Source organism: Corynebacterium sp. UMB10119B (genome assembly GCF_030228125.1).
GTDB lineage: Bacteria > Actinomycetota > Actinomycetes > Mycobacteriales > Mycobacteriaceae > Corynebacterium > Corynebacterium pseudogenitalium.
Genome location: NZ_JASPBG010000008.1, coordinates 23830 through 42311, shown reverse-complemented (window position 1 = coordinate 42311; position 18482 = coordinate 23830). Strand labels below are relative to the sequence as shown.

The window sequence follows — 18482 nt, the reverse complement described above, 5'->3', positions numbered from 1 at the left end:
TGGCCTTCCTTAGTCCTCGAACGATTCGGCAGCAGCAGGGAAGTCCCCCTTTTCGACGTCCTCCCGGTACCTCCGCGCGCCCTCCAGCAGCTGCGCGCCCAGGTCCGCATACTGACGTACAAACCGCGGCGTTTTTCCGCCGGCGCGGAACCCGAACGCGTCCTGCCACACGAGCACCTGCCCGTCAGTGCCGTTACCTGCGCCGATGCCGATGGTCGGGATCGGAACCTCCTGTGTGACCCGCGTCGCGATCTCCGAAGGCACCATCTCCAGCACGACCGCGAAGGCGCCCGCAGTTGCGACGGCGGTGGCGTCGTCAAGTAGTTGCTGGGCCGCGTCACCACGACCCTGGACAACGTAGCCGCCGAGAGCGTGCTCGGACTGCGGCGTGAACCCGATGTGCCCGCAGACGGGAATGCCGGCGTCGACAAGCGTTTTGATCGTCGGCGCCATCTCGACGCCGCCCTCCAGCTTCACTGCCTGCGCCCCGGTCTCCTTCATGACGCGCACCGCCGCGGCGAGCGCCTGCGCCGGCGACTCCTCATACGTGCCGAACGGCAGATCAACCACCACAAACGCACGCTGCGTCGAGCGCACGACGGCGGCGGCGAACGTGATCATCTCGTCGAGCGTAATCGGCAGGGTAGTGGTGTGGCCGAGCACCACGTTGGCCGCCGAATCCCCAACGAGCAGGAAGTCGATCCCGGCTTCGTCGAAGATCTGGGCGGTCATGGTGTCGTAGCTGGTCAGCGCCGTAAATTTGCGGCCTTCTGCCTTCGCCTGCGCGAAGTAACGAGTACGGAGTCGTTTCATAGGGCCTTATATTAGGACGCTGGGTGGCGCCCCGCTGGCGGTTTTTGAAAACCGGATGTCCACCATGGTGTACACAAAACCCTTTACAATCGCGTGAAATGCACTAGGTTGTGTAGAAACACTTTGAAAAACGGGGGGACACATTGCGCACCTATACCTTGGCACCACTGCTCGTCGCCACACTTCTCGCTGGCTGCTCCAGCACCACCCTTACCGACGCCCCCTCCGTCCCCTCCAACGCCCCTCCCTCGGATTCTGCTGGTCAAAGAGCCTTTGTCTTCGAATCCGGCACCGTCCCCATCGGCGACTTCGACCCATTCACTCTCGCACCCGAGGACTACTTCGACCCCTGCAACGACATCACCGAGGACGAATTCCGCCGTGCGGGCTTCACTGGGGAAATCAAGCGGAGCACGGACGGGGAGATTGACTCGCCGCATGGGACTTCGGTTTGTACGTTCTCAAACTCGGAGGATTTTACGACAATCGGACTAGCAATGGTTGATAGCGCGCGGGAGCAGGTTAGTCAGCACCGAGAAATCCTTAACGGTCATTTCTCAAAACTGCTTCCAGAAATCTATGTATATAACGATGGGGTTGAATACGCTGCGATGACACCATGCGTTGCTCAGATTGACACAGAGCGGGGTGCGATTGGAACTTTCTTCCAAACAATGGATGAAAGTGTCGATCTTGACGAGTATTGCGAAATTGCCATTCAGAACTTGGAATCACTCTACGAAGCGTCCATTAAAAACTAATTAAGGATATTGGGGGAACTATGACAAAAATAGTTATTGAAGTTGATGACATCAACGGGGCAGTTAATGAACTTTTCTCTGTTGTGCAGTCTGCTGCGGGTGGGGCGGGTTTTGCAGTAATGCCAGCCTCCACCTTCTCCGCCGTCTCCGGCCTCCGCGAGGCAGGGGAGAAACACGGGGCGATCTACTCGGAGCACGCTCCACTTGCGACGGACGCGTTCACAGGGAATGTGAAGTCGTCGGCAAAGGTGTTGAAGGTCTGCCTGGACAATACGGTGATGGCGGACGATTCGATTGCGGGGATTGTGAACGCGGTCGGGCTTAGTGGAACGCCTGGGTTGAGTGGGCTGGGTTCCAATCTGGGGATGTCGTCGGCGGCGGCTGTCGCGAAGAGTTACAAGACGCAGCCGTTCAATAACAGTTCGGTGTATGCGTCGACGGATGGGAGCTTCGAGTCGCTGGTGAGCAACATCCTGACCACGAACACAGCGATTCCGTCGGGGTTGGCGTCGAATTGGACGTCGAATGCGCAGCGTATTTACGAGATGGTGGAGGCCATCGCCCCGGCCATTGCGTCCCTCGAATCTTCGGCGGAGACCGAGTTCGTCGCCCAGGCGATTGCGCGTCTCCAGCTGATTCAGGCGGCGGGTTCCGAGTACGCAGCCAACTCGGCGGCGCTTGCGGGGAATAACACGGGATTGGCGGCGTTGGCGTCGTCGTCGCAACTTATGGCGGCGGCAGCTCAGGCTGCGGCCCTAGCTGCTGAGGCCGTCTCGCCGGCCGCCGTGAAGGCTGTGAAGGAGGCCTTCGTCAGCTCCTACCCGATGTACGTCAACTCGTACCTGCCGGCGACGAACCCGACCTTCGTCAAGCTGCTGCCGGACCTCACCGACGTCACCGGTTCCGACTTCTCCATCAGCGGCCCGCCGAGCCCGACCGCTCCCGAGTTCGCGGACGCACCAATGCCGGCGGGGCTTGCCAGCATCTTTGCGAACAACGGTTACACAGATCTCGCCAACGCGCGTGGCCCGCAGGATGTGTTGCAGCAGTTCGGGAAGCCGAACCCGGACATGCTCAACGCCATCGCGTCCGGCGCCACCCCGACCCAGGTCGCCTCGGCGCAGGCCCCGACGCTTCCTCCGCCAAGTGCGCTGAACGCTCCAGCAGCGAATGTCGCGCCGGGCGCTGGCCTCCATGGCGGTCTCGCCTCTGGTGCAGGTGGGCTCGGCGGTGCGACGACCAGCGCCGCCTCCGCAGCGGGCTCCGGCGTAGGCGCAGGCCAAGGCGCATTCGGTGGCATGCCGATGGGTGGCGCAGGCGGTGGTGGCCGCCATCGCGCCGGGTCGCTGCACCAGCAGGCGCCAGGTTTCGGCTCCTCAGCAGGCGCAGGGGCAGGCTCACCCACAGCCTCAGGATTCGGCTCCAACGCTGGCCTCGCCGGCGGCGGCGCGGGAGGATTCGCCGGTCGGCCGGGTGCCGGGTCCACAGGCAGCTTCGGCTCCTCAGCAGGCGCAGCGGGTGCCTCAGGTTCTGCCGCCAACACCGCAGGTCAGCAAGGGCAGCGAGGCGGCTTCATGGGTGCGCCAATGTCGCAGGGCCGCGGCAAAGATGACAAGAAGCAACGCCCCAAAGCGGTCACCAGTGCCGTCGAGAGGGAGGGCAACATCCACGCCCTTCTTGGCGACGCCCCCTTGGTCAACCCCGGCGTCATCGGCTTCAACGTGCGTGGTCGGTAGGCAGTCCAGCGCGCTGGCGTAGTTCGGCGGCGCGCTCGGGGCGTGGCCGTAGTCGCCAGATGTGTGCGCTCACCGCGGCGCCGATCGCAGCGAGCAGCACCGCCACCGGCCACAGCCCGACCACCACTATCACCACCCATATGGAGGCGCCCATCCCCAACCACAGCAGCCCCAGAATCCGCAGCTTCTGCGCCCGCGTCAGCTGTCCTGAGTAGTAGTCAATAATGAAGGGGCCGAACGTGTCATGGCGCAGCAGGTAGCGCTCCAACCGTGGCGAGCTCCGCGTGAAGCACACCAGCGCAAGCAGCAGAAACGGCGTCGTGGGCAGGATCGGCACCCACACGCCGACCGCGCCCAGAGCGAGCGCCACCAGCCCCACAATCATGTACACGTATCGCATCGTCGCCACAGTCTAGCCGCAACATGCAACAATAGTTGTATGACTGCCTGCACTATCCTGTACGCCTCGTTCTACGGATCCACCAAAGAATACGCCGATGAGCTGGCGAAACGCCTCAGCACCACCGCCGAGCCAATCCCCGACGCCGACTTCAACCCCGAAGGCCCCATCGTAGTTCTCGCCCCCATCCACGGCCCGAACAACCCCGGTGCCAGCTTCATCCGCAAGCTCCCCGACCCACTTTTCGACGCCCACTCCGTCTCCCTCGTCACCGTCGGCATGAGCCTGGACGAAGTGGCCGTCGATAAGGACTTTTCCGCGAAACTTTTGGGCAGCCGCGCGGACAGCGTCACCCGCTTTTACCTGCCCGGGCGCATGAACTATTCCGAACTATCCGCTGCTCACGCCGCCACGATGGCGGGCGTCGTCGGCGCTTTGCGGCTCAAACCGCGCAAGTCCGCGAACGACCGCATGATGATTGACACCTATAACAAGGACGTCGACCGCGTCGACTTCACCCGCCTCGCCCCCGTCGAGGCCTGGGTGCGCGACAACAGCTAGCGGATCAAACCGGCCTGCTTTGCCAGGCCTGCGATACCGGCCAGCACCGTAAACACGACGCCGATAATGATGCCGGCTTTCGTGCCGTCATCCATCGGCTCAGCCTTGAAATCCTTGCCCTGCAGGCATGCCTGGAGCGCCATGCCGTCATTGATGGCTGCGGTGTCCTCAGCAATCGAGGAGCCAAACGCCTCACTGACCTGCGACGACTGCTGCAGCTTGGTCAGGTCTGCCTCCGCCAGCTTCTTGGCATCCGCTTGCTGTGCAACCCAAATCCTGACCTCGTTCTGGGTGTGCGTGCCGTTGTTCTTGGTCATGTTGGCGCTGTCGAACTTCAGCGTGCAGTGCGGCTGGTAGTTCTTGTGGCTCATCGTGTTCGACGCAGCATCGGCAGTCGGCGCGAGCATGGAGGCAGCCATCGCAGTAGCGACGACGGTAGCGGTGATCTTTTTCATGATTGCGTCCTTTTCGTATGCAAAAGCTCCGCGGTGGGCGGAGCTCCAATGGGGTTGGGGTACTTACTTGAAGTACTCGGTCAGGAAGTTCAGCACCGGTGCTGGCAGCATGTGGCGGAACTCAGGCGAGAAGGCTGCACCAAGTGCAGCGATACCCAGGAGTGTAGGAACGATGACCGAAAGCCAGTACGCTGCCGCGCGGCCCTCGTGTGGCTCGATCATCGAAGAAAGCCTGTTTTCGAAGCCAGTGGTGTAGTTCTGGCCATTCGCGCAAGCCTGCAGCGCGAGCTTGCCTTCTCCGCGCTCGAAGTCGGAGCGTGTTGAATCCTTGGTACCTTGCAGAAAGTCCTTGCGGGCTTGAAGCTGATTGTCAACCATAGAGGTATTCCGCAGTTTTGCAGCAGCTTCGGTTCGCGTTAGTACTTCTTTAAAGCCGCTCGAGTAGGTGATCGTGCACTTGTTGCCGGAGACAACGGTGGTCACCGAGTAGGCGTCGTCAAGGCTGCTGCCCTTGTCTTCTGCGGCTCCAGCCGCCGGGACGAGCAGGCCGAGGGTCATAGTTGCAGCTACGGCTGCGGTTGCAAACTTCTTCACAGGGGACGCTCCTTGCGTTGACAGTGAACTGTTAAGAATCACTTATCATATTCAGTCAGCCATACGCTTTCCGCAAGCTTCTACCCCCGAACGGTCTACACCTGGGCTTTCAAAACTTCCGTTGACCGAGCAGATTTCGAAGCTTTTCGACGCCAATTCCTCCATCTCACGCCGACCTGCATTGGTCAACGCTAAGAGGTCGACCGGAACGTCTCGCCGGTCGACAGGCAAATGGTATGGACCCCATGCAATTCTGTTCACGAAATCTCGAACAAAATCGAGAGGACATATCCCACCCGCCAACACCACCACACACCCCACCTCCGGGCCCCACCCACTACACTGTGTATCCATGACTAACGCGAGCGAATCCCCAGCGCACCGTTACGGCGCTGGCCTGGCAAATCAGATTGAGCAGAAGTGGCAGACGTTCTGGAAGGACAACGGCACGTTTAACGCGCCGAACCCGGTCGGCGACCTCGCCACGGGCGACCCACTGCCCGAGGACAAACTGAATGTACAGGACATGTTCCCGTACCCGTCGGGGGCAGGGCTGCATGTGGGCCACCCGCTTGGCTACATCGCGACGGACGTGTTTGCCCGCTATAACCGCATGTTGGGCAAGAACGTGCTGCACACGTTGGGCTATGACGCGTTTGGTCTTCCGGCGGAGCAGTACGCGATTCAGACGGGTACGCATCCGCGTACGACGACTGAGGCGAATATCCAGAATATGAAGCGTCAGTTGGGCCAGTTGGGTCTGGGGCATGATCCGCGTCGTTCGGTGGCGACGACCGACCCGGAATTTTATAAGTGGACGCAGTGGATTTTCCTGCAGATTTATAACGCTTGGTTTGATGAGGAGCTGCAGAAGGCTCGTCCGATTGAGGAGCTGGTCCGTGACCTGCTCACGGGCGCGCGCCTGACCAAGGACGGTCGTAACTTCCGCGACTTGACGCACGCGGAGAAACACAAGGCGATTGATGAGTTCCGCTTGGTCTACTTGTCCGATTCGATGGTGAACTGGTGCCCTGGTTTGGGCACGGTGCTGGCGAATGAGGAGGTCACGGCGGAGGGCCGTTCGGAGCGCGGGAACTTCCCGGTGTTCCGCAAGCGGCTGCGTCAGTGGATGATGCGTATTACTGACTACTCGGATCGCCTGCTCGATGACCTTGATCTGCTGGATTGGCCGGAGAAGGTCAAGGCGATGCAACGTAATTGGATTGGTCGTTCGCGTGGTGCGCAGGTGGCGTTCGCGTCGGAGGCGGGCCCGCTCGAGGTCTTTACGACGCGTCCGGATACGTTGTTCGGCGCTACCTATATGGTGCTCGCGCCTGAGCACCCGCTTGTCGACGCCCTCACCGCCGATGCCTTCCCGGCCGACACGGATGAGCGTTGGACGAATGGGGCGGAGTCGCCGAAGGTGGCCGTCGAGAAGTATCGGGCGGCGATTGCTGCCAAGAGTGACTTGGAGCGTCAGGAGAATAAGGAGAAGACTGGCGTGTTCCTGGGTTCGTTTGCGACGAACCCGGTGAGCGGCGAGCAGGTGCCGATCTTCATCGCGGATTACGTGCTGACCGGTTATGGTACGGGCGCGATTATGGCGGTGCCGGCGCACGACGAGCGCGACTACGAGTTCGCGACTGTCTTTGGTCTGCCGATCGTGCCGGTGCTCGACGGCGACGTCGCAGAAACCGCGTTCACGGGCGACGCGCCGCACATCAACTCTGCGAATGAGCAGGGTCTGGACCTCAACGGCCTGGGCAAGGACGAGGGTATCGCGAAGGCGATTGAGTGGCTGGCCGCGAACGGTGCTGGTGAGGAGAAGATCCAGTACAAGCTTCGCGACTGGCTCTTTGCCCGCCAGCGCTATTGGGGCGAGCCGTTCCCGATCGTGTACGACGAGAACGGCCAGGCGCACGGCCTGCCGGAAGACATGCTGCCGGTCGAGTTGCCGCAGGTGGAGGACTACAACCCGGTGTCCTTCGACCCGGAGGACGCGGATTCTGAGCCGGCGCCGCCGCTGGCGAAGGCCACGGACTGGGTTGAGGTGGAGCTCGACCTGGGTGAGGGCACGAAGAAGTACTGGCGCGACACGAACGTGATGCCGCAGTGGGCGGGTTCCTCCTGGTACCAGCTGCGCTACATCGATCCGACGAACCAGGACGCGTTCTGCGACATCGAGAACGAGCGCTACTGGACGGGCCCGCGCGGCGAGAACGACCCGGGCGGCGTAGACCTCTACGTCGGCGGTGTGGAGCACGCGGTGCTGCACCTGCTCTACGCCCGTTTCTGGCACAAGGTGCTCTATGACCTGGGCTTTGTTTCTTCGAAGGAGCCGTACCGCCGCCTGTTTAACCAGGGCTACATCCAGGCGTACGCCTACACGGATTCGCGTGGCGTGTACGTCCCGGCCGCCGAGGTGGAGGAGAAGGACGGCAAGTTCTACCGCAACGGCGAGGAGGTCAACCGCGAGTACGGCAAGATGGGCAAGTCCCTGAAGAACGCCGTCGCCCCGGATGACATCTGCCGCGATTACGGTGCGGATACCCTGCGCGTCTACGAGATGTCGATGGGCCCGCTGGACACGTCGCGCCCGTGGGCGACGAAGGACGTCGTCGGCGCGCACCGTTTCCTGCAGCGCCTGTGGCGCCTGGTTGTGGACGAGGAGTCCGGCGAGGTCACCGTCACCGACGCCGCGCTCACCGAGGATGACAACAAGCAGCTGCACCGCACCATCGCCGGTGTCCGCGACGATTACGAGCACCTGCGGGACAACACGGTCGTCGCAAAGCTGATTGAGTTCACGAACTACCTGACCAAGACGTACCCGTCGGGCGCCCCGCGCGCGGCGGTCACTCCGCTGGTGCAGATGGTCGCGCCGCTCGCCCCGCACATCGCCGAGGAACTCTGGGCGAAGCTCGGCCACGCCGACACGATCACGTTCGAGCCGTTCCCGACCTTCGAGGAATCATTCCTTGTCGACGCCACCATCGAACTACCCGTCCAGATCAACGGCAAGGTGAAGGCCCGGATCAACGTCCCGACGGACGCCTCCAAGGAGGACACCGAGTCCCTCGCCCTAGCTGACGAGCGGGTCAAGGAGCTCACCGACGGGAAGAACGTGGTCAAGGTGATTGTGGTGCCGGGCCGAATGGTGAACCTGGTCGTTAAGTAAACGTTCAGGAAACGTGTAGGTGCTGCGGAGCGTTTGTGTGTACTGTTGGGCACCATGACTGAACCAAATACACCTAACAACGATCCGCAGAACCCGGGCGGCATCCCGTCCTACCCGGAATACGGCGCGTCGCCATACGGCCAGTCCTCGGGACAGCCCTACGGGGAGCAGTTCTCTGAGGAGCAGGCCGATTTCGGTGCGTTTGACGTCAACTCGGCCGCGCAGGCGTCCGGGCAGAGCGCGTTGCGCTACCACGGCGCCCAGCTCGCCGTCCCGACGAGCCCCGCAGCAGCCATGCTTGCTAACGACGACGGCTTCGTCGGCATCACGCCCGCCCAGTACGGCGACGGCGTCACCCCGCACCCGATCAGCAACCCGGCCGCCAACGGCGTCGCCCACGGGCTGGGCACCGGGAAGCTGTCCGTCGGCGCCGCGCTGAAGTACGGTTTCAAAACCGCCTACTCCAACCCGGGCACCTGGCTGGTGCTCGCGTTTGTGTACGCGCTGCTGAACAACATCGGGGCCGTCTTCCAGAGCGACACGGTCAGCGCCCTGGGCATGCTGGCCCTATTCTTCGTCACGCCGCTGTTCCTGGCCGCCGCGCTGCAGCAGACCCTGGTCGGCCCGAAGCAGTTCGTCCTGAAGGACATCAAGTCGGCTGCCTACGGCAAGACCTTGGGCATGTCGGTGGTCGTCGGCATCATCACGACTCTGATCTTCGCCCTGCTCATGGTGATCGGGTTCGTCGCTGGTTTCGCCGGCGCGGACCCGGAGGCGCTCCTGACCGCCTCGAGCGGTGATCTCAGCGCTATCGACCCATCCGCGTTCGTGACCCTATTCGTTGGGATCGGCATCGCGGTGCTGATCATGTTGCTTATCTCGCCGTTCTTCATCTTCCAGTCGTTCTACGCAGCCGACAACAACGGCACTTTCGGCGACGCCTTCAAGGCCGGCTTCACCACAGCGAGGCGCAACTACGGTGGTCTGCTCGGCCTGATGATCGTCTGCGGGATCCTGATGGCCACCGTCTCCGGCAGTGGCGCCGCCTCCGGCGTGGCCGCTTTTGTCTCGCTGGTGTTGGGCACGCTGCTGGCCGCCCCAGCACTCCTGGCGATGGTATACGCCTACCGCCAGGTTTCCGGAGGCCCCGTCCCGCACGAGGTAGCCGTTGCCTAAGCGCAGCACCTACTACACGGCCGTGGCACTGACCGCCGCGGCCGTGCTCTTTTTTACCATCGGCAAGGCGTACGTTGGCCTGCCCGGGGTGTGGGAAGCATCCTCGCACGAGGTCCGCCACCTGCGCCTCATCCCCTTCGGCTCCTTCATCTACTACCGAGTCTGGTGGGGGCCGTGGCTCAACCTCATCGGCAACATCGTCCTCTTCCTCCCAGTCGGCTACCTGGCCCGCCTCCGGCTCGGCAAGGTCTGGAAGGCCACGCTCGTGGCGATGGTGGCGTCCCTAAGCATCGAAGTAGCCCAGTACGCGCTCGCCGCCGGCTACTCAGATATCGACGACCTCCTCATCAACACCGCCGGCGGCGCCCTGGGCGCTACACTTGTCCACATGCCCAGCTTCACCCGCACCGTCTTCCCGGACGGCGACGAACCCGACGCCCGCTTCACCCTCGCTAACGAGCGCACATTCCTCGCCTGGACCCGCACCGCGCTCGCATTTCTCGCCGGCGGCATCGCCCTCGGCGCTTTCGACGTCACCGGCATCACCCCCGGGACCCAAACCTTCGCCGCCGCCACCGTGATCGTGATCGGCATGGCTATCGCTGCCGGCGCCGCCATCCGCTGGGTCCGCGTCGAACGAGCGCTGCGCCACGGGCGCCCGCTGCCCGCCCCCGCGATCGCGCCGCTGCTCGGCGTCGGCATCCTGGTCGCCTCCATCGTTGTGCTGGTAGGCCTGCTCTCGTGACCATCCCCGTCCCGGACCTCGGCCTCCAGCCCGAGCGCACCGCCCTGAGCTGGACCCGCACCGCCCTGGCCATGCTCGTCTGCTCGATGGTGCTCCTGCGCTGGTCCTACGCCTACCCCGTGCCCGTCTTCGGCGCCATCGGTCTGCTACTCACGCTGGCGACAGTGCTCATCTCCAGATATCGACGCCTCTACCGCACCGAAGCGCACAACCTTGCCCAGGAGCGCTCCCAACCAAACACGATCTCCGTCTTCGCCACCGCCGTTGCCCTGGTGGCCTTGGGCGGGTTGGGCCTGTGGCTGGTCCTTGCACATTAGGTGTGTGTACCTTTTTCCTACCCGAGGAATCCGCGACCTGGGCAAACGCGCCGGGCTTTGCATGAAAACCAGGAATTTGGTGTCTTGCAGTGGGGTGCAGTGCCAAACCAAGCAGCTAGTGAAAACCAGCCCTTTTCTGACCAGGCACTATGAACATCTATGCCAAGCCTGGCTGCATCCTTTGGCACTGGCTGCCGATTCTGTGCACCTTTTTCCTGCCCGAGGAATCCGCGACCTGGGGAAACGCGCCGGGCTGCGTGCGAAAACCAGGAATTTGGTGTCTTGCAGTGGGGTGCAGTGCCAAATCGCGCAGCTAGGAAAAACTAGCCCTTTTCTGACCAGCCACTATGAATATCTATACCAAAACGAAGTGCGTCCTTTGGCACTAGGGCTACGAAGAAAAGTCGATCGCGATGCATTTCAGCATGTCGTAGCCGTCCCCGTTGAGGGCGAACCCGTCGCCGGCGTCTTCGCCGAACCCGAAGGCCTCGAGCATCGCGGTGCCTTCTTTATAGATGGTTGAGTCCGGGAGGTGGGGGGAGTCGGAGATGAGGTTGAACATGAGCTGGTTCCAGTTTTCGCGGCCGAAGGTCGCGTAGAACCCGCGGGCGATGTTTTCTGCGAAGTCGAAGGGGTTGTCGCCGCCACTCAGCAGCTCGACGCCCTCGTTGGTGATGGTGTAGCGCCCGGTTTGTTCGGCGCGCATGAAGCCCGATTCGACGAAGAAGTTGTGGAGGTGCCTGCGCCAGATGGGGTCGTCGGGGAGGAGGCCGTCCATGAGGTCGTAGAGGTTTTCGGTGATGCCGGTGTAGACGGGGGAGTCGAAGGTTGGGTTGGGCCCGTAGTAGTCTTCGAGGAATTCGCCGATGGCGGCCATGACGGCGGGGTTGCTTTCGGGGTTGGGGTCGATGGCCATGATGTCTTTGAGGTCGTCGCGGCCTGCGAGGTATTCGCGGAGTGCTTCGCGGACGTGTTCGTCTTCTTCGGATCCGGCGTTGGGGTCCATCATTTGGCGGGTAACCATGGTTTCGACGCTGTAGTACATGCGGTTCGAGATACTGACCGGGTCTGCCTTGGTAAGCCTGTCGACCATGTGGCCCGGCGACATGACGGGCATCGCGGAGAACAGGGTTGGCGTGATGTGCATGTCGGCGGGTTGGCCGGCTGCGAGGCGGACGGCTTCGTTGTAGAGGTCGGTCATCATGGCGGGGCCTTTGAGGTGTTCGATGACGTCGGGGCCGAGCGCGGAGATGAGGACGGGGGTTGGCCCCGCGATGGTGGATGGTCCGAGTACTTGGACGTTGATGTTCCAGTTGGCACCGGCGTCGTAGATGTAGCTCATGGTTTCGGGCATGTCTTGGACGGTGAGGTCGTTTTCGTCATATTCGCCGGCGGCTGGTTGGGCGGTGTAGACGCGTTGTTCGCCGTTGATGGTTCCCGAAAACATGTGTGTTGCTGCGCTCGAGAAGCCGAGGGTGGCGTCGATAATCAGTGCGAGTTCCCCCAGGTACATCGAGTGGTCAACATTAATGCATCGTGAAATCTCGGGTCGGGAGTTTTCTACGGTGATTAATAGTGAGATGTTCATGTCGTTCACTCTATAGTTTTGTATCTTTTAGCGCTCGCGAACTACCCAGAATGTGCAGCGGGTGACGCAGAGGAGCCAGTGGAAGACGAGGAGGGCTGGCAGTGCGGTGGCGATGATGGTGAGCCATTCGAGGTTCCAGACTTCGGCGAGGTGGTGGCTGCCGACGCTGATGGTGCCGGTGGGGAAGGTGGAGGCCCACCAGGCGGGGGAGTAGCGGGCCCAGTGCGCGACGGCGGGGTAGAAGTGCCACATGGCGAAGGCGATCATGGGGATCGCAATGATGAGGAGCACGGTACCGACGACGAGCTCGGCGTCCTTGCCGAACAGCAGGTCCACGGCGGAGACAGTTTGTCCGACGACGCCGAGGGGGATCCAGGCGGTCGCGGCGTTCGGCCCGCTCAGATCTACTTTTCGACGCCACGCCGCCACATACACTCTGGCAAACAGCGGGTACGCCGCACTTATCGACGCCACCAAGCAGCCCACGCCGAGTATCCAGTAGATGTCGCCGCCGCCTTTGACGTGGGTGGTGGCGGCCGTGTTGGACGCCATGATGGGGCCGACAAGCGCGAGCCCCCACGCGAAGTTCGGTGGCCCTTGGAAGCCGCGGAGCTGGTTGGCGTAGACGGCGAGGCAGGCGGGAGCCCCGACCCAGAACCCGACGAGGATGTACGTCAGGTTGCCGGTGAGGTTGGTCCAGGCGGTGCCGAGCGACATGATCCCGATGAACGTCATGGCCCACGGCGCCATCATGTCCTGGTGGAAGCGTGGCGTGCGGTAGATGATGAACCCGACGACGAGCGCCACCAGGATGGCTACCCCGATGCAGGCCACGACCCACGCCAGAGGGTCGAGGCCGCTGATGACCAGCAGCGTCGCCACCAGCGAGGTCCCCATGAGGCTGCCGCCCCACGCTGGCCCTGCTGGCGGCAGGCTATAGCTGGTCCTGGTTTTCACACGCGCTCACGCTGCCAGGAACGGAATCGGAGTGCGCACGCGCACCAGTGGAACAGCAGTAGGAGCAGCAGCCCGAAGGAAAGGGCGTGCCAGCCCTCGGTCCAGGAGCCCAGGCACAAGGTGCCCACCGGGAATGTGGAGCCCCACCAGCCCGGCCCGTACGGCGCCCAGGTGAACACCGCCTGGTAGAAGCAGTACATGCCGAAAAGCACGCACGGCACGCCGATGGTGAACATGATGATGCCGTAGAGGTGGGCGTCGAAAAGGAAGGTGGAGGCGGCCGTCGACTGGCCGACAACCCCGAGCGGAATCCAGGCTGTGCCGGCCGCCGCGCCGCGCGGGCGTTCGCGACGCCGCCACAGCGACCAGTAGCAATAGGCGAACAGTGGGATCGCCGGGATGAACGTGAAGAAGAAGCACACGACGCCGGCGTGATGGTAGAACATGCCGTGCTCTGCGGCGAGCTGCCCGCCCGACGTCGCCGCGACCATCGGCGTGACCGGCGCCAAACCCCACGGGAACGCCGGGGTGGTGTAGTGCTCCGATACCTTCCAGAAGCCCCACAGCTGCCACAGGCACACCGCGATCGACAGCGGCGCGCCAATCCACCAGCTGATCAGCTGGAAGATGTCGTTGCCGGTCAGCGCCGTCCACGCAGAGCCGCACGCCAAAAGCCCCATCGTGTACATGCCCCACGCCGCCATGTTCTGGTGCCGCGGCGGCTCGTTGCGAATACACCGCCAACAACACGGCCGCTACCAGTGCAAACGCGATCTGGCCGAAGCGGAACCCGTGCAACCCGGACAGTGTAGAGGCGATCGACGTCCCCATCAGGGACCCGGCCCACGCGGGGCCATACTTAGGCAACTGCATGCACCTACGCTAAGCCCGCCAGGCCTGTTTGGCCAACTACGCAACGCCGCCGAACAGCAGCGCACGGCCCGTTTCCTCCCCCGTGTTGCGGACCGTCACCGCCAGGTGCCCGGCCCCAACCTTGCCGGCCTGGCCGCGCTCCAGCGCGACCCCCTCCAGGCGCAGCCCCTCCGACTGAGCAAGCAGGTGGTGCTCGTAGTCCTCGTTGACCCAGAGCGTGACCTGCGCGCCGGGTGCCACCCGCAGCTCCGCGGCAAGCCTCCCCTTGGGACCCGGCACCTCCTGCCCGGCCAGGTGCCCCGCGTAGACGCGCAGCTTCCCGCCGGGCGTGGTGTCCACCGCGCGCAGCGCCACCCACCCGGACGGCTCGCGCTCCGTGAGCGCCTGGGTTTTCTTTGGTATCTCGTCAGCCGAACAGATTTCTACAGTCGCACGCATGCGGCTATCCTACCGGCGTGCAGAAACTTTCCGGTGGCCTCCTGTTCGCGCTCGCCCTGCTCACCGCCGCGGGCCCGCTTGGCATCGACATGTACTTGCCCGGCATGCCCGAGCTCGCCACCCAATTATCGACGTCCCCCTCTTCCGCCCAACTGACCATCTCGGGGTTCATGCTCGGGATGGCACTCGGCAACCTGGTCTTCGGCGCCATCTCTGACGGCACGGGCCGCAAACCCGCCATCCTGGTCTCCTCGGTGGTGGCGCTCGCTGCGTCGGTGGCCTGCGCCGTCGCCCCCACGATCTCCTTCCTGATCGCCGTCCGGTTCCTGCAAGGCCTGGCCGGGGGCTGTGCCGTCGTCGTCACGAGGGCCGTCATCCCCGACATCGCCCACGGCCGCGAGGCCGCCCGCGGCCTGTCGGGCCTGATGGCGATCTCCGGCTTCATGCCCGCCATCGCCCCAGTCCTCGGCGGCCTGATCATCCCCACCTTCACCTGGCGAGGCGTCTTCTGGACCATCGCCGCCGTCAACCTCGCCCAGATCCTCATCGCCTGGCGCTTCGTCCCCGAAACCCTCCCACCCGCCAAGCGGACTCGCGGCACACTGCGCACCATCTTCCCTCGCATGGTCCAGTGCCTGCGGCGCCCCGTCTTCCTCGGCTACATGTTCGCCGCCGGTCTCGGTTTTGGCACCCTGTTCTCCTATATCTCGGCATCTCCGCTGGTCCTGCAGGTGCAGCTCGGCGTTACACCGACTGCCTTCTCCCTCATCTTCGGCGGCATCGCCCTGCTCATCCCGCTGTCGAACTCCATCAACATGCGCCTGGTCAAGACCCACCAGCCACGCACCCTGCTCGTTGTGGCGTTATCTGTTGACATCCTCGCCGGGCTGATCCTGCTCGCTTACAGCCAGCTCGGTCCCAACCTCACGATGCTCCCCTTCATCGCCACGCTGTCCGCCATGGCCGGGTTCATCATGGCCAACGCCTCGGCGCTCGCCGTGGAGGAGATCCGGGACATCGGGATCGGCGCCGGCACTGGCGCGATGGGCTTCTTCCAGTTCATCATCGGCGGCCTGGTCCCTCCCCTGGTGGCGCTCGGGTCCAACCCGACCGCCTCGATGGCCACCGGCATCCTCACCTGCGCCGGCCTGGCCCTTTTGGGAGTGCTTTTGGGTAGCGCTGCACCACATTCCAGGCCTAAAAACATCTAGCACTTCTGTGGCGTGCAGGTATCCTGGGGCCGCTTTTCAAATGCTGGAATTTGGTGTTTGGGCCGAACACGATGACACCAAATTCCTTTGCGCAGGGGCCGCGACCTGGGGAAATTCCTAGGCACGCTTTCCAAAGCGCAAAAGCAGGAATTTGGTGCACGCCCTGCCATAGCTATCGATTTCGACCCGGTTCTACTTATCCTCAGAGCGATTGTCCGTGAGAAAACCCATGAAACTGAAGTATGGGACATCTTCTGTCGCTCGTTGAACGGCTGCGAAAACAGCATCACTAATAGGGTCAATTACCTGGTCACTTAGGTTTAAGACTTCCAAGAAGAAGTGCTGGGTAATCACGTATGGACGAAAGCTCTCCTGATTGCTACCAGGTTCTAATTCTTCAGCGAGTTCATACTCGTCTTCATCGCATTCACCAACTGTGAAATCGGGAAGAGCGTCAATTTCGGAGAAGGAAACTTTGAGTTCCTTCTGGAAACGCTCTGCAATATCGTAAGAATCTTTTTCAGAGCAATACACGTAAAGGTCTTCGTAAAAGCCTTGCAGCTCACCATTTGACAAGGAAGAAGGACTGGTCATGCGAAAGCCACTCCGTTCATGAGTAGTCGGGATAGTAAGTCTAGCTTTAACGGGGGCAGCAATTTCAGTTGCGCCGAGTGCTAGTGCTTATGCACCGAAGCCAGCATCAGAAGTCTTCCTAGCGCAGAAAAAGCCTCCACGAGGAAAAGTCGTCACGCTGAAGTGCGCTGTCGTAAATCTTCGGAATGAAGCAACGGGGCAATACATCTTTGGCAAAGGCAAGGACAGGGGCGCCGCTCAGCGAGATGCAAATAATAAACTGGGGAGGATGAAAGGAAAAGGATTCAAGCTCAAGCACTGCCGAGCAATCTAGCGCCCAACCAACACCTAAATAATCTTGCGCTCCCTTGCCCGGTCCACGGCGGCGGTCCGGTTGTCCACGCCGAGTTTGTTATAGATGTGGATCAGGTGGGTTTTCACCGTGGCCTGCGAGATGAAGAGCCGGTCGGCGATGGCGCGGTTGGAGGCGCCGGTCTGCAGGGCGCGCAGGATCTCGATTTCGCGGGCGCTTAGGGCTTCGTCGGGGCGCATGAGGCGCTCGGCGAGGACCCCGGCGACTTCTTGGGAGAGGACGCGTTTGCGCTGGGCGGCGGCGATGATGGCGTCGTGGAGTTCGTCCTCGGGGGCGTCTTTGAGCAGGTAGCCGAGCGCGCCTGCTTCGACGGCGGCGACGACGTCGGCTTCGGTGTCGTAGGTGGTCAGGATGAGCACGGGCGGGCCGCCTGCTTCGCCGAGGCGCCGGGTGACTTCGATGCCGTCCACGTGCGGCATCTGGATGTCGGTGACCACAACGTCGACGTTGTCGGGCATCCGCTCGATGGCGCGCCCGTCCGCGCCTTCGCCAACAACGGTGATGTCGCCGAAGGAGTCGAGCACTGCGCGGAGGCCGGCGCGGACGACGGGGTGGTCGTCGAGAAGCATGACGTTGATCTCACTCATGGGTGTCCTTTCCCAGGGGGATGCTTGCTGCTAGTACGTTACCTTCGACGCTGAGGGTGCCGCCGACCTCCGCGACGCGCGCCCGCAGCCCGCGCAGGCCGTAGCCTTCGGGCCCGGTGATGCCGCGGCCGTTGTCGAAGACGTCGACGGTGGCGACGTCCCCAAGCTGTTCCACCGTGACCACGGCGCGGGTGGCGCCGGCGTGGCGCACGATGTTGGAGAGCCCCTCGCGCACGACTCGCTCGATGACGCCGGCGGCGGGCTCGGGCACGTCTTCGACGTTGAGGTCCACCGTGAGCCGCTGCCCGAGTGCTTGTTGACGCCCCTCCGCTCCCCGCGCGAGCTCCTCCAGCCTGCGTGGCAGGGGTTCGGCGGGCCCGGCGTTGACGGCGACGAAGCGGCGCGCCTCGGCGAGGTTGTCGGAGGCGGTGGCGCGGATGGTGTCGAGGATCTGTTTCGCGCCGGGCTCGGTGATTTGTTTGTCGAGCGTGCGGCCGAGCAGCACGATGGAGCTGAGGCCTTGCGCGATGGTGTCGTGGACTTCGCGGGAAAGGCGGGCGCGTTCCTCGAGGACGCCGGAGGCGTGTTCGGCGGCGGCGAGTTCCATGTGGGTGGCCTGGAGTTCGTAGGCGAGGTGTTTGTAGTGGTCGGCTTCGGCGCGGAGTGCCCGGTAGGAGTGGTAGATCAGTAGCGCCAGCACGGTGCCGAGCAGCGGTCCGACTACCCCGCCGATTCCCGCGCCCGGCGCTGTGACCGACAGCGTGAATGCCAGCAGCAGCGCCGCCACCGCGATACCGGACCAGGTGGGCAGCACCACGGAGACCAGGATGACCAGCGGGAACTCCAGCCAGACGAACTCGGCGGCGTGCAGCGCCATGACCACCCACAGCGCGAGGACGGCGGCGAGCCAGGTGTACATAGCAGCGCGGGGGAAGCGCTTGCCTTCGTTGTAGGCCACGGTCCCGGCCAGGTAGAGCAACGCGAAGGGGACCGCCATGCAGATGGCCAGCGGGTTCCACCCGCTGGAGGCGATGCCGACGAACAGCAGCACGGCGACCAGCACGTGCAGGCTGACGCGCAGGAAGGTGAGGATCCGGTTGGTGGTGTTCACGTTGCTCACCTTAGACGGTGCACCCGACATCCGAT

Annotated in this window: 20 protein-coding genes; 8 read left to right on the top strand and 12 right to left on the bottom strand. The window is 63.1% G+C overall.

All coding sequences use genetic code 11. From position 1 onward, the window contains the following. Positions 1-9: 9 nt before the first annotated feature. Positions 10-813, bottom strand: a complete 804-nt coding sequence (gene panB / locus QP802_RS07420) for a 3-methyl-2-oxobutanoate hydroxymethyltransferase (RefSeq protein WP_284818102.1) — start codon at positions 811-813, stop codon at positions 10-12. Positions 814-956: 143 nt separating this feature from the next. Between panB and QP802_RS07415 the strand changes: the two genes are divergently transcribed. Next, positions 957-1574: a DUF3558 family protein gene (locus QP802_RS07415; RefSeq protein ID WP_284818101.1), complete on the top strand. Its 618-nt coding sequence runs from the start codon at positions 957-959 to the stop codon at positions 1572-1574. Positions 1575-1594: 20 nt separating this feature from the next. Continuing rightward, positions 1595-3310, top strand: coding sequence for a hypothetical protein (locus QP802_RS07410; protein ID WP_284818100.1), 1716 nt, complete (start codon positions 1595-1597; stop codon positions 3308-3310). Here the strand turns inward: QP802_RS07410 and QP802_RS07405 are convergent. Beyond that, positions 3291-3710 (bottom strand): YbaN family protein, encoded by a 420-nt coding sequence (locus tag QP802_RS07405; RefSeq protein WP_256021917.1) that lies wholly within the window; start codon positions 3708-3710, stop codon positions 3291-3293. The two genes, QP802_RS07410 and QP802_RS07405, sit on opposite strands and share 20 nt — an antisense overlap. Before the next feature lie 39 nt (positions 3711-3749). Here QP802_RS07405 and QP802_RS07400 point away from each other — a divergent pair, with 39 nt between their 5' ends. Next, entirely contained in the window at positions 3750-4271 is a 522-nt protein-coding gene (locus QP802_RS07400) for a flavodoxin domain-containing protein (protein ID WP_256060293.1), read from the top strand. Here the strand turns inward: QP802_RS07400 and QP802_RS07395 are convergent. Together QP802_RS07395 and QP802_RS07390 are read right to left on the bottom strand one after the other, a co-directional pair. Beyond that, entirely contained in the window at positions 4268-4726 is a 459-nt protein-coding gene (locus tag QP802_RS07395) for a hypothetical protein (RefSeq protein WP_070478557.1), read from the bottom strand. The two genes, QP802_RS07400 and QP802_RS07395, sit on opposite strands and share 4 nt — an antisense overlap. A gap of 63 nt (positions 4727-4789) precedes the next feature. Further along, on the bottom strand, positions 4790-5320 hold the full coding sequence (locus tag QP802_RS07390; RefSeq protein ID WP_256042028.1) for a hypothetical protein: 531 nt from the start codon (positions 5318-5320) through the stop codon (positions 4790-4792). 352 nt (positions 5321-5672) lie between these two features. Here QP802_RS07390 and leuS point away from each other — a divergent pair, with 352 nt between their 5' ends. From leuS to QP802_RS07365, 4 genes are read left to right on the top strand one after another with little or no spacing between them, the layout of a single operon-like run. Then, positions 5673-8498, top strand: coding sequence for a leucine--tRNA ligase (leuS, locus tag QP802_RS07385; RefSeq protein WP_284818096.1), 2826 nt, complete (start codon positions 5673-5675; stop codon positions 8496-8498). 54 nt (positions 8499-8552) lie between these two features. Then, positions 8553-9674, top strand: coding sequence for a DUF7847 domain-containing protein (locus QP802_RS07380; protein ID WP_284818095.1), 1122 nt, complete (start codon positions 8553-8555; stop codon positions 9672-9674). A gap of 22 nt (positions 9675-9696) precedes the next feature. Beyond that, positions 9697-10419 (top strand): VanZ family protein, encoded by a 723-nt coding sequence (locus tag QP802_RS11195; protein WP_407933409.1) that lies wholly within the window; start codon positions 9697-9699, stop codon positions 10417-10419. Further along, positions 10416-10736: a DUF202 domain-containing protein gene (locus QP802_RS07365; protein ID WP_284818093.1), complete on the top strand. Its 321-nt coding sequence runs from the start codon at positions 10416-10418 to the stop codon at positions 10734-10736. The genes QP802_RS11195 and QP802_RS07365 overlap by 4 nt, the downstream gene beginning before the upstream one ends. A 391-nt stretch (positions 10737-11127) precedes the next feature. Here QP802_RS07365 and QP802_RS07360 read toward each other — a convergent pair whose 3' ends face one another. The 4 genes from QP802_RS07360 to QP802_RS07345 all read right to left on the bottom strand — a co-directional run bounded on the left by QP802_RS07360 (position 11128) and on the right by QP802_RS07345 (position 14592). Continuing rightward, positions 11128-12324, bottom strand: coding sequence for an IS1096 element passenger TnpR family protein (locus QP802_RS07360; RefSeq protein WP_284818091.1), 1197 nt, complete (start codon positions 12322-12324; stop codon positions 11128-11130). 27 nt (positions 12325-12351) lie between these two features. Further along, positions 12352-13281 carry an SLAC1 family transporter gene (locus tag QP802_RS07355; protein ID WP_284818089.1) on the bottom strand — a complete coding sequence of 310 codons (930 nt, stop codon included), beginning with the start codon at positions 13279-13281 and terminating at the stop codon, positions 12352-12354. Then, entirely contained in the window at positions 13278-13970 is a 693-nt protein-coding gene (locus tag QP802_RS07350) for an SLAC1 family transporter (RefSeq protein WP_284818088.1), read from the bottom strand. The genes QP802_RS07355 and QP802_RS07350 overlap by 4 nt, the downstream gene beginning before the upstream one ends. A 220-nt stretch (positions 13971-14190) precedes the next feature. Further along, positions 14191-14592 (bottom strand): hypothetical protein, encoded by a 402-nt coding sequence (locus QP802_RS07345; protein WP_284818086.1) that lies wholly within the window; start codon positions 14590-14592, stop codon positions 14191-14193. A 17-nt stretch (positions 14593-14609) separates the two neighbouring features. On the opposite strand from QP802_RS07345, the gene QP802_RS07340 reads away from it, so the two are divergent. Continuing rightward, complete coding sequence (locus QP802_RS07340) at positions 14610-15803, top strand: multidrug effflux MFS transporter (RefSeq protein WP_284818085.1); 1194 nt, start codon at positions 14610-14612, stop codon at positions 15801-15803. A 192-nt stretch (positions 15804-15995) separates the two neighbouring features. Here the strand turns inward: QP802_RS07340 and QP802_RS07335 are convergent, their stop codons facing one another. The 4 genes from QP802_RS07335 to QP802_RS07320 form a co-directional block, all read right to left on the bottom strand. After that, a complete protein-coding gene (locus QP802_RS07335; RefSeq protein WP_256008663.1) occupies positions 15996-16397 on the bottom strand; it encodes a hypothetical protein in 402 nt (133 codons plus the stop codon). A gap of 118 nt (positions 16398-16515) precedes the next feature. Continuing rightward, on the bottom strand, positions 16516-16695 hold the full coding sequence (locus tag QP802_RS07330) for a hypothetical protein (protein ID WP_256008662.1): 180 nt from the start codon (positions 16693-16695) through the stop codon (positions 16516-16518). A 29-nt stretch (positions 16696-16724) separates the two neighbouring features. Next, positions 16725-17336, bottom strand: coding sequence for a response regulator (locus QP802_RS07325; RefSeq protein ID WP_252931375.1), 612 nt, complete (start codon positions 17334-17336; stop codon positions 16725-16727). Next, positions 17329-18477 carry a sensor histidine kinase gene (locus QP802_RS07320; protein WP_071573815.1) on the bottom strand — a complete coding sequence of 383 codons (1149 nt, stop codon included), beginning with the start codon at positions 18475-18477 and terminating at the stop codon, positions 17329-17331. The genes QP802_RS07325 and QP802_RS07320 overlap by 8 nt, the downstream gene beginning before the upstream one ends. Positions 18478-18482 lie beyond the last annotated feature (5 nt).